Annotated in this window: 10 protein-coding genes and 1 tRNA gene; 7 read left to right on the forward strand and 4 right to left on the reverse strand. The window is 62.6% G+C overall.

What is annotated here, in order from left to right:
* The first annotated feature begins 2 nt into the window (after positions 1-2).
* Both HGEM_RS07765 and HGEM_RS07770 read left to right on the forward strand, forming a co-directional pair.
* Positions 3-1,085 (forward strand): isocitrate/isopropylmalate dehydrogenase family protein, encoded by a 1,083-nt coding sequence (locus HGEM_RS07765; RefSeq protein ID WP_019128864.1) that lies wholly within the window; start codon positions 3-5, stop codon positions 1,083-1,085.
* Positions 1,086-1,304: 219 nt separating this feature from the next.
* On the forward strand, positions 1,305-2,477 hold the full coding sequence (locus HGEM_RS07770) for a hypothetical protein (protein ID WP_019128865.1): 1,173 nt from the start codon (positions 1,305-1,307) through the stop codon (positions 2,475-2,477).
* A gap of 313 nt (positions 2,478-2,790) precedes the next feature.
* On the opposite strand, the gene HGEM_RS07775 is transcribed toward HGEM_RS07770, so the two are convergent.
* The 4 genes from HGEM_RS07775 to HGEM_RS07790 all read right to left on the reverse strand — a co-directional run bounded on the left by HGEM_RS07775 (position 2,791) and on the right by HGEM_RS07790 (position 7,250).
* A tRNA-Thr gene (locus HGEM_RS07775) sits at positions 2,791-2,866 on the reverse strand.
* Positions 2,867-3,125: 259 nt separating this feature from the next.
* On the reverse strand, positions 3,126-4,808 hold the full coding sequence (locus HGEM_RS07780) for a UDP-glucose--hexose-1-phosphate uridylyltransferase (RefSeq protein WP_019128866.1): 1,683 nt from the start codon (positions 4,806-4,808) through the stop codon (positions 3,126-3,128).
* Positions 4,799-5,989: a galactokinase gene (locus HGEM_RS07785; protein WP_019128867.1), complete on the reverse strand. Its 1,191-nt coding sequence runs from the start codon at positions 5,987-5,989 to the stop codon at positions 4,799-4,801. Before HGEM_RS07785 ends, HGEM_RS07780 begins: the two co-directional genes overlap by 10 nt.
* 196 nt (positions 5,990-6,185) lie before the next feature.
* On the reverse strand, positions 6,186-7,250 hold the full coding sequence (locus tag HGEM_RS07790; RefSeq protein ID WP_019128868.1) for an aldose epimerase family protein: 1,065 nt from the start codon (positions 7,248-7,250) through the stop codon (positions 6,186-6,188).
* A gap of 592 nt (positions 7,251-7,842) precedes the next feature.
* Between HGEM_RS07790 and HGEM_RS07800 the strand changes: the two genes are divergently transcribed.
* The 5 genes from HGEM_RS07800 to HGEM_RS07820 all read left to right on the forward strand — a co-directional run bounded on the left by HGEM_RS07800 (position 7,843) and on the right by HGEM_RS07820 (position 12,835).
* Positions 7,843-9,645 (forward strand): glycoside hydrolase family 35 protein, encoded by a 1,803-nt coding sequence (locus HGEM_RS07800; RefSeq protein ID WP_019128869.1) that lies wholly within the window; start codon positions 7,843-7,845, stop codon positions 9,643-9,645.
* A 1-nt stretch (position 9,646) separates the two neighbouring features.
* Positions 9,647-10,111, forward strand: a complete 465-nt coding sequence (locus HGEM_RS07805) for a PTS sugar transporter subunit IIB (RefSeq protein ID WP_019128870.1) — start codon at positions 9,647-9,649, stop codon at positions 10,109-10,111.
* Between the two features lie 101 nt (positions 10,112-10,212).
* Entirely contained in the window at positions 10,213-11,103 is an 891-nt protein-coding gene (locus tag HGEM_RS07810) for a PTS mannose/fructose/sorbose/N-acetylgalactosamine transporter subunit IIC (RefSeq protein WP_019128871.1), read from the forward strand.
* On the forward strand, positions 11,084-11,935 hold the full coding sequence (locus HGEM_RS07815; RefSeq protein ID WP_035101601.1) for a PTS system mannose/fructose/sorbose family transporter subunit IID: 852 nt from the start codon (positions 11,084-11,086) through the stop codon (positions 11,933-11,935). Before HGEM_RS07810 ends, HGEM_RS07815 begins: the two co-directional genes overlap by 20 nt.
* Before the next feature lie 237 nt (positions 11,936-12,172).
* Positions 12,173-12,835, forward strand: a complete 663-nt coding sequence (locus HGEM_RS07820; protein ID WP_019128873.1) for a hypothetical protein — start codon at positions 12,173-12,175, stop codon at positions 12,833-12,835.
* Positions 12,836-13,009: the final 174 nt, after the last annotated feature.

Below are 13,009 nucleotides of genomic sequence, written 5' to 3' on the forward strand. Positions count from 1 at the left end.
CCATGGCGCACGACGTGGTGCTCATACCCGGCGATGGCATTGGCCCCGAGATCACCGAGGCGATGCGCCGCGTGGTCGAGGCGACCGGCGCCTCCATTACCTGGCACGTTGAGCAGGCTGGCGCGGGCGTTATGGACGAGTATGGGACGCCTCTGCCCCAGCGCGTGCTGGACGCGGTGTCCAAGGTGGGCGTAGCCATCAAGGGGCCCATCACCACACCGATTGGCACGGGTTTTCGCAGCGTCAACGTGGCCCTGCGCCATGCGTTCAACCTCTATGCCTGCGTGCGTCCGTGCCTTTCGCTTCCTGGAGACGGCTCGCGCTACCACGATGTCGACCTCGTTATCTTCCGCGAGAATACCGAGGACCTCTATGCCGGTATCGAATTCGATCCCGGCGCCCCCGAGGTCGCTGCGCTCGCCGGCCTCGTAGACCAGGCGGGCCTGCGCCCCTTCAGGGCAGACTCGGCCATCTCGATCAAGCCGATTTCCGAGGCGGGCTCGCGCGCCATCGCCGAGGCGGCGTTTGAGTATGCCGAGCGCTGCGGCAGGCGCAAGGTCACGGCAGTCCATAAGGCGAACATCATGAAGGCGACCGACGGCCTGTTTCTGCGCACGGTGCGCGAGGTTGCGTCGGAGCATCCCTCCATCGCCTTCGAAGACAAGATCGTCGACGCGGCGTGCATGGGCCTCGTGCAGGATCCGTCGAATTTCGACGTGCTCGTGCTGCCGAACCTCTACGGCGACATCGTGTCCGATCTGTGCGCGGGGCTCGTTGGCGGGCTTGGCATGGCTCCCGGTGCGAACATCGGTACCTCTTGTGCGATATTCGAGGCCACGCATGGCTCGGCGCCGGATATCGCAGGGCAAGACATCGCCAATCCCACCGCTGAGATTCTCTCGGCGGCCATGATGCTCGAGCATCTGGGCGAAACGGAGGCTGCCGAGCAGATTCGCGCTGCCGTGCGCGCGACGCTTGCCGAAGGTGCTGTGGTGACGGCAGACGTGCGCCGTGCGCTCACGGGAAGCACCGAGGGGGCGGCGGGCACGCAGGCATACGCCGACGCCGTTATTGCGCACCTTTAGGAATGGGCGATTGAACCCGGCTCGAGCGACCGCACGGGCCGGGTTTATCAATTATCGGGTTAAGTAAAGCCCAAGGCGCGTAGGGCGGGCGACGGCGGTATCCTAAACAGGATGCTGCGTGGTTTCTCGTAGGGCTGCTGCGTGCCATATCGTTTCGCGCATGCGCAAAAGCTGCTGGCTCCATGGAGCTGTTCGCTGGTTATCAGAGAGGTTGGACTCATGGGTTTGATTCTTAAGAAGGATGAATCGGAGCACGAGGTCATTGAGGGCATCGAGGTTATCGAGCGCTCGGATGTGCCGGATGATCTGCCTGAGAACCCGGTAGAGCTTGTTTCTGGTGCATCTGCAGAAGATATCGCATCTGGTGACGATGAGGTGCAGGATGCCCAGGTCGAAGGCATCGATGCCGACGGTCTTGACGACGAAGGCGGCCGCGAGCCCGCCTCGGGCGACGGTGGCGATGGCGGCGACGATGGTGACGATGCCGACGGCGAGCCCGGAGACGACGAGCTGCACGATGCCGGCGATGACGAGCCTGCTCATACGGGCGTGCTCGCCAACGTGCCGCGTGGCGTGAAGATCGGCGGCGTGGCGGCCCTTATCATCGTTGCCGTGGTTGCTGCGGTGATCGGCTACGTGATCGGAAGCGGCGGGTTCGGCGGCACGGGTACCGGCACGGCGACGGTGGGCGAGGACCAGCTCGACACGGTGATCGCGTCCTATACCTACAACGGGGCGTCGCACGATATCACCGTGCGCAGCGCCATCGAGAGCGAGTACAGTCTCGAGTCCGCGCAGAACAGCGACGGCACGTACAGCGTTCCCTCGGCCGAGACCATCATCTCCACGGTCCGCAACAATATCCTCGTGAGCGAGGCGGAATCGCGCGGCATCGAGGTCTCGGATGACGAGATGGACCAGTTTGCCGAGTCCATGCTGGGAAGCTCCGACTACGCGACGCTCGCCACCCAGTACGGCGTCACCGAGGACCAGGCAAAAGAGATCGTCCGCGAGCGCGCGCTCATTCAGAAACTCTACAGCCAGGTTGTTCCGGAGGCGTCGACCGCTACGGCTCCGACCGAGCCCACCACCCCTGAGAATGGCGACACCTCAACGTCATCGGCCGAATATGCCCAGTACATCATCGACCTTGCGGGCGATGAGTGGGATTCCGGGAACAACACATGGGCGTCTACGGACGGCTCCTACTATGTGGCGCTCGGCGATGCCTTTACCGGCGATACCGCTACCTATGAGCAGGCTGTTACCGCGTACTATGTGGCGTACCAGGAGTACAGCAACCAGATGTCGGGATATACGACCACGTGGACAGACTTCGCTAACGGGCTCTTCGCCAACGCGAATATCCGTCTCTATGGCGTTTACGCGTAGTGAGCATTACAGCGTACGGTCTGTTGCGATAGGAAGATAGTTTGAGGGACCGGAGCCGTTGTCGCTCCGGTCCCTTTTGTTTGCCGAGTTTGCTTGCCGGGCGGGATTCGGGCGCGCCCTGCGTTTCCGGGCCTAATCCGGACATTGCCGGGGTTTTCGGGCGACAATTCGCCATTTTGAGGGGTCTGAGCGTCCAGATCACGCCCGAGAACGAATTACATGTCCAAAAGTCGCCCGGCAACGCGCGGGTCATCTGAGCACCATAAAAACAAAACAGCCCGGATAGGCTACCTACCCGGGCTGCAATATTCAATGGAGCCAGCAATCGGACTCGAACCGATGACCCCCGCTTTACGAGAGCGGTGCTCTACCAACTGAGCTATGCTGGCGGCCACATGCACGGCGCAAAGCGCCTGCGAACGACAATAATACGTGGAAACCGCCCACAGCGCAAGGTCGCTCGCATAGAAATCCAAAAGCTATGGACAAAGCGGCAGCGGGATTGTGCCGGCGCGGCAATCTTCGGGCGCTTTTACGCAGCTCTGAGAGAAAAAACCGGCACAGAATGCGAAAAAGCGCCCGAAAGAAATCGAGTGAAGATCCTCTGTTGCGGAAGGTCGGCCGCACCTGCGCAGCCGACAGGCCAGCTTACAGCGCGTCGATGAAGCGCTGCTGCGCCGCACGACCCTCGTCGTCCCACTTGTAGACGCCGGCATCTTCGAGCACATGGCCGAAGACCTCGCCCACGCCCGCGCGCACGACGTCCTCCACGGTGTCCGCGGTTATCGGCCCGTGGGCCTCAGCAAGCTCGAGTGCCCATGCGGCGTGCGGGGCGGAAAGGGCGTCTGCCTCGAGCGCCTTGGCCAGCGCGGCGGGCTCCCCCGAAAGCTCAACGAGGTGCTGCTCCACAGCCCCGAGCTCGTCAACCAAGCGGGGAGGTAGAATCGCCAGGCCCATGACCTCGATGAGGCCGATGTTCTCCTTCTTGATGTGGTGCCACTCCGCATGCGGGTGGAACACGCCCAGCGGGTGCTCGTCGGTGGTGACATTGCAGCGAAGCGCAAGGTAGAGCACGTAGTTCCCGCCCTCGCGGCATGCGACGGGGGTGATGGTGTTGTGGCGCTCGCCGTTGCTCTCCGCAACTACGCCTACAGCCTCATCGGACCAGTCGCGCCACACATCGAGCACGTGCGCCGCAGCATCGAGCAACTGCTCGCGGTCGCGCGCCGCGAGTTTGAGCACGCTGAGCGGCCAGCGCACAACCGAGCACTCAACGTGAGGGAACCGGTCCATAGAGAATGTGGAAGCAACCTGGGCTTTCATCATGGGGAAGACGTGCCGCCCGCCCTGGAAGTGATCATGCGAGAGAATCGAGCCGCCCACGATGGGGAGGTCGGCGTTCGAGCCCACGAAGTAGTGGGGGAACAGGTCCACGAAGTCGAGCAAGCGCCCCATGTTCTCGCGGTCAACGTGCATGAGCCGGTGTTCGGCGCTCATGGCGATGCAGTGCTCGTTGAAGTACGCGTACGGGCTGTACTGCAGGCCCCAATGCTCGCCACCGAGCGTGATGGGCACGATGCGCAGGTTCTGGCGAGCGGGATGCGCGCCGTTGGCCTCGCCCGCGCCGCGGCCGCGGTAGCCTTCGTTTTCCATGCAGAGCTGGCAGGCGGGATAGACATCGCCCGTCGCAGGGGCGGCGCCGGCCGCCGCGATGGCCTTCGGGTCCTTCTCGGGCTTGGAGAGGTTGATGGTAATCTCCAGGTCGCCCCACTGCGTGGGAGAGGTCCAGCCGATGTTTTTCGCAATGGCCGCCGTGCGCACATAGCGCGCGTCGCAGCACATGCGGTAGAACCAGTCGGTCGCTGCCTCGGCACCGTCTTCGTCATAGAGCGCGGCGAAGGTGGCGCTTACCTCGGAGGGACGCGGCATGACAAGGTCCATCACGCGGGTGGCGATGCGATCGGCGCCCGATGGCGTATCTTCCTCGCGCCCGTTCGCAACGCCTGCGGCAGCGATGCGCTCGATGACCGCCTCAAGATCGAAGCCATCGGTTGCGGGTAGCTCGAACTCGAGGATGCCTTCGGGGTCGGCAAGGTCGCGCGTGGGGGCAAGCGCGTATTGGTCGGCGAGCATCTCGGCCGCATGCGGAGCGCCTGGGCCGGTGGCGCCCACGCACTCGAGCACGGCGTTATAGGCCCACGTCTCATCTTCGGGGGCCAAGAGCCCGTTCGCTACGGCATAGCGCACGAGCGCTTCGATGTCTTGAGCGAGCGAGGGGGCCTGCGCGGTAGTCTGTTCGCCTGCGACGGCCTGAGCATTGTTTACAGCCATGCGTATGCAGCTCCTTCGGGCACGATGCGGTAATGACGGGAAGCGCCCTCGCCGAACCAGCTATCCATGCCGGCAAGGAAGGCGTCAACGCGCTCGACGGGAACGAAAGCCTGGATGCTGCCGCCGAAGCCGCCGCCGTGGATGCGGCAGGCGCCGCGGCCCTCGAGCAGGCGCTCGGCAAGGCCCAGCGCGACCATAGCGGACTGCTCGGGCGCGCCTCCTACAGACACGTTCTGTAGGAACATGGCGGAGCTGGCTCCGGACTCGCGCGTGAGCTCCAGGAATGCGTCGATATCACCAGCCTGGAGGGCGTTCCAGCGCTTGAGCACGAGGTCGTTCTCGCGCCAATAGTGCAGGGCGCGCAGCACCGGGCGGTCGCCCAGCTCGCGGCGCAGGCGTACGACCTCGCTGTCGAAGGCAGCAGGATCAACCTCGCACAGACGCTCCTTGCCAAAGACGGCGGCAATCTGCTTCATCTCGGCGGGGACGGCGGCGTACTCGCCGGTCAGGGCGCTGTGGTCGCTGCCCACGTTTACCAGCACGAGCGCATAGCCCTTGTCTTCGAAGTCGAAGGCGAGCTTTTCGGTGGCAGGGGTCTCGGGGTCGGCGAAGCTCATGTGGGCGAGGCCGCCGAGTGCCTCCGCAAGCTGGTCGAGCAGGCCGCAGGGCTTGCCGAAGTAGTTGTTCTCGGTGCGCTGGGCCATCTTGGCGAGCGTCACGGCATCGATCGCCGCGCCCTCCCAGAGCGCCTCCATCGCGCGACCGAAGGCGAGCTCCACGGCTGCGGAGGACGAGAGGCCGCTGCCGGAGGGGATGGAGCTCTGCATGATGAGGTCGAAGCCCTGGGGCGTACGCCCGGTCGCGGCGAGCTCGGAGGCCATGCCGCGGGCGAGCGAGGCGGTCGTTTCCTGCTCGGAGGCCTGTACGGCGAGGTCGGAGAGGTCAATCTCGAAGCCGCCGTAGCCTACGCTCTCGATACGGGCGGTGCCGGTGCCGTTAAGCGCGCAGACGGCTTCGATGCGCGCGTCGAGCGCGCCGCCGATGACGTCGCCGCCCTCATGGTCGGTATGGTTGCCAGCGATCTCGGACCGTGCGGGCACGGTCACGGAAAGCAGGGGGTTGCCGGTGTTGCCGAAGTGCTCAGCAAAGCGGTCTACGAGCGGCGTTGTTGGTGAAGACATTGGTTCCTCCCTTTCCTGAGGCTGATGCTAACGATGGTGGCGAATACATATAACAGGGGACGGCTTGTCGATGCCATGGGGCGGGCTGTGGGCGAAGCGAGCCCGTTGCCTTGCTCGTGAGGCTCGGTGCCGCGCGCGCCGTGAGGTCGCGCGGCCGCGGTACCGCGTGCGCTACCAGGGCACCGTGTGCGCCCCGCTATGCAGTGAAGAAGCGATATTCGTTGTGCGCGCGATAGGGGTGCGCCTCATCGAAGATCGCTTGCGGGAAGGACGGATGCGAGGGCGTTGCAGGGTAGAATTGCGGTTCCAACGCGAATCCCTCCTGCACGCGGTACGTGCAATCGCCTTTACCGTGATCTTCATCGAGGAAGTTGCCGGTATAGAGCTGCATGCCGGGAAGCGAGGTCCAAACCTCCATGCCGCGTCCGCTCACGGGGTCCAGGGCGCGCACCGCGAAGCGGGCAGAGCCTCCATCCGCGGCGTTCGACGTATAGCCATCGATGCAGAAGCAGTGGTCATAGCCATGGGCGAGCGCGAGCTGTTCGTCGTTGCCGGCGATATCCTTCCCAATGAGCTTGGGTGCACGGAAGTCGAAGGGTGTGCCCTCAACGGGCCGGAGCTCGCCGGTGGGTATCGAGGTCGCGTCGATGGGCAGATAGCGTTCCGCGGCAATCTGTAGTTGCTGGCCGTGGACCGAGCCCGAGCCCGCTCCCGACATATTGAAATACGTGTGGTTCGTGAGGTTGAAAAACGTCGCCGTGTCGGTGGTGGCGGTGTAGTCGGCCAAGAGTCGCATCCCGTCGAGCGCGTAGCGCACCGTGAACGTGCGGTTTCCGGGAAGCCCGTAGGCACCGTCGTCGACAGCGCGGGTGAACGTTATCGCGCATGTGTCTTCGTTAACATCTGCGTCCCAGATGAGCGCGTGCAGCCCGCAGGCGTGGTCGGTGTGCAGGTTGTTGCTGCCCTCGTTGCGCGGCAGGTAGTAAACCGTGCCGTCGATGGGCACCTCTCCGCGGAAAACGCGGTTGGCGCTCGGGCCAACGGTCGCACCGAAGAAATAGGGTGTGTTGGGATAATATGCCGCCGCATCATCGTAGCCGAGCACGATATCGGCGAGTTCGCCTTGCGACCCCGGTGCATCGATGCCCATGATAGTCGCTCCCAGGTCGGTCACGCGCACGGTGATCTGGCCGTTGCTCAATAGGTACAACGTTGCGGAATCTCCGGTTGGAAGGGTTCCGAACGGTTGCGACTCGATCATGACAACAGCCTCCAACCCCCGCCCACCGCTTTTACGATGCAGCCACTCAAACGATGCGACGGATGCAATATGAGTATGTGCGCATGAGTAGCATAGCGCACCTGCACCGGCTTGCAGTCCGAAGAATGCCGGTCTTGCGGGGAGTGGGGGCGAAAGGGCGTGTGTTTCAAACGCGTCTCGAAAGCGTTGCGATTCTGGGGACCGCTGGCCGGACGAAGACGACCGTTCACGGAAGCTTCATACTATGCGTCATGGAGAGGTGAGGGTGGAGCGCTGAGAATCACGTTTCCACTGGTATACATACTGGTTAAGTGGTTGTAACCACCTCGAAATACGATGCACTTGTATCAGAAATGAGTACCACCTTTCTCATACCAATTTACCTGCGGAAATAAAGATTTACCGCTCATGGGCAAAAACCAACCGTTCGCAGGCGCTTCATAAGTTTTCAATTTTTGTGGTGAGAATGTGGTTATACTGGTCTACCTGAGGCACCAATCTGTCACGCCGACAGGGTGCCGTGAAGGCGAAGGGACCGCAAGAATCAAGCCCGGTCTGCGCCTTGGTCGATTCGCTTGCCGTTGGGAGGGTCATGCACACCTTTGAGATCAGCAATGAGTTCCTACTTGATGGGGAACCTTTCACGATCCTCTCTGGTTCGATCCACTACACGCGTGTCCATCCCACCGATTGGCACCATTCCCTCTATAACCTGAAGGCCATGGGTTTCAACACGGTTGAGACCTACGTGCCGTGGAACATGCACGAGCCCGAGCCCGGTGTATTCGATTTCGCCGGCATCAAGGACCTCGCGCGCTTCCTCGACGAGGCTGCCGAGCTTGGCCTTTGGGCCATCGTGCGTCCCAGCCCCTTCATCTGCGCCGAGTGGGAGTGGGGCGGCCTACCCGCGTGGCTGCTGCCCGAGCGCTCCATGCGCGTCCGTGCGAACGACCCCGCCTTCCTGGCACACGTTGCGAGCTACTACGATCACCTCATGCCCATCCTGGTGGAGCGCCAGATCACGCATGGTGGCAACATCATCATGATGCAGATCGAGAACGAGTACGGCTCGTACTGCGAGGATAAGGACTACCTGCGCGCCATCCGCGACCTCATGGTCGAGCGCGGCGTGAATGTACCGCTCTGCACCTCCGACGGCCCGTGGCGCGGTTGCCTGCGCGCGGGCACCCTCATCGATGACGACGTGCTCGCAACCGGCAACTTCGGTTCGCGTTCCGCGGAGAACCTCGCTGCCCTCAAGGCCTTCCATGAGGAGCATGGCAAGAACTGGCCCCTCATGTGCATGGAATTCTGGGATGGCTGGTTCAATCGCTGGGGCGAGAACGTGATTCGCCGCGATGCCCAGGACCTCGCCGATTGCGTGCGCGAGTGCCTCCAGGTTGGTAACGGTATCAACCTCTACATGTTCCATGGCGGCACCAACTTCGCCTTCATGAACGCCTGCTCCGCGCGCCATACGCACGATATCCATCAGGTGACTTCGTACGATTATGATGCGCCGCTCAACGAGGAGGGCAATCCCACCGAGAAGTGGTATCTGCTTCGCGATGTGGTGCGCGAGCTCTTCCCGAGCGCTTGGACCGGCGAGCCCCTCATCAAGGAGGCCGTCGCCGTCGAGAGCATCAAGTGCAAGGAGCGCGTGAGCCTCTTCAACGTGCTCGACGCCCTCTCCGAACCCGTTACCTCTCAGTATCCGCAGCCCATGGAGGACCTAGGCCAGAGCTATGGCTATACCCTCTACACGACGCAGATTGAGCGCGATACCGCGCCGAACGCCGAGGAGCGCATCCGCGTGATCGACGGCCGCGACCGCGCCAAGGTGTACGTCGAGGGCACCTGTGTTGCCACGCAGTACCAGGAACATATCGGCGAGGACATCAAGTGCGTGCTTCCCGCCGAGCAGAACCGCCTGGACATCCTCATGGAGAACATGGGGCGCGTGGGTTACGGCCACAAGCTGCTGGCCGATACGCAGCACAAGGGCATCCGCACGGGCGTCTGCGTTGACCTTCACTTCATCACCGGTTGGGAGCAGCGCTGCCTGCCGCTCACCGACATCTCTGGTATCGATTATTCCGCTGGGTTCGAGGAGGGCCAGCCCGCCTTCCACCGCTTCGAGTTCAATCTCGATGAACCCGCCGATACTTTCATCGACACGACGGGCTTCGGTAAGGGCTGTGCGTTCGTGAACGGGGTGAACGTCGGGCGCTTCTGGGAAGTTGGCCCCATCATGACGCTCTATGTTCCCCACGGCTTCACGCGCGCCGGCGTGAACGAGCTCGTTTTGTTCGAAACCGAGGGCGTGTACGAGAGCACGATCTCCCTGCGCTCAGAGCCCCTCATCAGGCATCTTGAGAAAGAAGGAGTTGAGTAACATGATCGTAGGCGCTCGTATCGATTTCCGTCTGATTCACGGCCAGGTTGCGAACCTGTGGGCCAACGCCCGTCAGGTGAGCCGCTTCATGGTCGTCGACGATCAGGTGGCTGAGGACGCCACCCAGAAGCAGGTGCTGCGCATGGCGACTCCCGCCACCTGCAAGCTCTCCGTGCTTCCCGTGGAGAAGGCCGCTGCCAACATCAACGCTGGCAAGTATGACGCTCAGCGTCTGTTCATCGTGGCCAAGAAGCCCGAGACCTATCTACGCCTGCTCAAGGCCGGCGTGAAGCTCGACGAGATTATCGTGGGCAACATGACCACGATGGATAGCGTCAAGAAGTTCGGCCTCAACATCAACTGCGACCAGGGCGACCTCGACGCATTCGCCGAGATCCAGGCCATGGGCGTGCCCATGGTTATGCAGCTCACGCCGCAGAACACCCCGGAGAAGTTCACGGTCTAACTTCCCGGACGCCAATTTGGCGCTACGCCGCGAGGGGAGATGCGCGGCTGTCCATAGCGTAGGAACGTATTGTTTCGAGAAATGTTAGAAGGGGGAAAACCATGATTGCTTGGTGGCAGATTATCTTGCTCACCCTGTACGCCGGCTTCCAGATCATGGACGAGCTGCACTGGTACTCCAGCGCCGGCTCCGCCGTGTTCTCCGGCTTCATCACTGGCCTCATCATGGGCGACATGGCTACCGGTCTCTACATCGGCGGCTCCATGCAGCTCACCATCCTCGGCGTCGGCACCTTCGGCGGCGCGTCCCGCATCGACGCCAACTCCGGCACGCTCATCGCCACGGCCTTCGCCGTGAGCTCCGGCATGGACCCGGAGCAGGCGCTCGCCGTCCTCGGCGTGCCCGTGGCGGCCATCCTGGTCTACACCGACATCGCCGGCCGCTTCGCCAACACCTTCTTCGGTCACATGTGCGACGCCGACGTCGAGAAGATGAACTGGGGCGCCTACAACGTGCACTACTGGCTCGGCGCCGTCTCCTGGATGCTCAGCCGCATGCTCCCGGTCTTCCTGGCCCTCGCCTTCGGCCAGCCGGTCGTCGAGGCCATCACCGCGGCCCTCAACGGCGACTTCGCCTGGCTCGGCGCCGGCCTGACCGTCGCCGGCGGCGCGCTGCCCGCGGTCGGCTTCGCCATCCTGCTCCGCTACCTGCCGGTCAAGAAGCACATCGCCTACCTCATCCTCGGCTTCGTCATCGCCGCGCTCCTCGGCACGCTCTTCACGAACGTCGCGGGCGTGGCCGGCGACGTGGCGACCGCCGCTGCCGCGACCGAGACCGCCATCAACGGTGGCGACTACAACAGCCTGTCGATGCTGACCATCGCGCTCATCGGCTTCGCGCTGGCCTACATCTACTACGTGCAGAACAAGGCGCAGGCTGCTGCCCCCGCTGCGGCTGCCGCTGTGGAGGGAGATGACGACGATGAGCTCTAATGAGAAGCTTCTCCCGAACGGGACCACGGGCTATAAGCTCACGAAGGAAGACTTCGCGCAGATCAACCGCCGCAACCTCATCGGTTTCCAGGCTGGCTGGAACTACGAGCGTATGCAGCACTCCGGTTATCTGTGGATCATTCTTCCGCAGCTCCGTAAGATCTACGGAGACAACACCGAGGGCCTGAAGACCGCTGCCCGCACCCACTGCGCTCCGTTCTTCAACACCTCCAACTTCCTCAACACGATCATCACCGGTATCGACCTGGCGATCGAGGAAGAGGAAGGCCTGCAGAGCCTCGAGACCGTCGCTTCGCTGAAGACCGGCCTCATGGGCCCGCTCGCCTCCATCGGCGACTCCATTTTCGGCTCGCTGCTGCCCACCATCTTCGGTGCTCTGGCCGCTAACATGGCCATCGCCGGCAACCCGCTCGGTATCTTCATCTGGATCGCCGTGAACATCGTGGTCGACTGGTTCCGCTGCAAGCAGACCCACATCGCCTACGATCAGGGCATGAAGCTCGTCACCACGATGAGCGACCAGCTCAACGCCATCACCGACGCCGCCACCGTCATGGGCGTGTTCATGGTGGGCGCCCTCGTGTCCACCAACGTCGGCATCGTCATCTCCGCCCCGATCGACCTGGGCGGCGTGACCGTCGACCTGCAGCACATCTGCAACATGATCTGCCCGAAGCTCGTGCCCGCCGCCCTCGTGGGCGCCGTGTACTGGCTGCTCGGCAGGAAGGGCATGACCTCGACCAAGGCGATCTTCATCGTCCTGATCGTCGCCATCGTCCTCGGCGGCCTCGGCTGGATCGCCAAGGGCTAAGCCTCTCTGCTTTGCTCGGTGCCCGTTCGCTTGCGGGCGGGCACCGTTCCCTTCGGGAATTGCGAATAAGACGGGTGCACACCTCACGGCTGGAGCCTTGCTTCGCCACGTTCTCCCAGGAGGTGCGCGCCCGTTTTTCGTATCATATGACTGTGCTGGCGTGAGCCGGCGTATCGCGCACGGGGCGCATGCCCGCAACTGCGCGTGTCATACGAGCTCGGTCGAAAGGTTCTATTCGTGAGACCAGAAGTCATCATCTTCATCGCCATCGTGGTCGTCTACTTCTTGGCGAGCACCATTCTTCGCCATTATCTCGATCTGAAGATCCAGGCGCTTTATTCGGCTGGGCTCTATGATGATGCGTTCAAGACGCTCAATACCTTTTTTGCTCGTATCCTCTTGCCCACCTTCAGGCAGTACACGCTGCGCTTCATGGTTCACGAGGCGCGCGGTGAGCGCGAGATGGCAACGCGCATGATGGAGCTCATGCTTCGTATGCGCAATTCCAAGAAGCGTCAGGCGCAGGTAACCGTCATGGGTTTCAACTACTTCATCACCATCGACGACAAAAAGCGCGCCAAGGAGCTGCTGAGCGATGTCAAACAGCGCTGCGACCAGGCCGTTGCGGCCGATTGCCAGCTCACCTACGATATCATGTGCGGCAAGCGCCATGACTATATCGAGCGCATGGAGGGCATGCTCGATAGCGCTGATCCTGCGCTGAAGAGCAAGCTCTACCTGCTCATCGCGAAGCAGTATCGCAATGCCGGCGATACCAAGAGCGCAAAGAAATACGAGCAGATGCTCGATGACCTCGCAAAGGAATTCGAGTTCCCCATGCCCCAACCGGGCAGTGGGGAAAAGGCCGGCACCGTGCCGGCGGACAAGAAGGACGCCTAGGAAGGCGTCACCGTGCTCGGCTCAAACGGCCGAGCGCCCTGTTGGAAATTCGATGTCCGCATGCAATCGAGCATCGAGTTTTCGAACAGCTGGTAGTAACCAGTTACCACTCGCAGGCGGTAACAGTAGATGGACCGGAGCCTCGCGAGCGCAAGCGAACGGTCCACCTTTGAA

Origin of the sequence: Enorma massiliensis phI, from assembly GCF_000311845.1 — a bacterium.
Lineage (GTDB): Bacteria > Actinomycetota > Coriobacteriia > Coriobacteriales > Coriobacteriaceae > Enorma > Enorma massiliensis.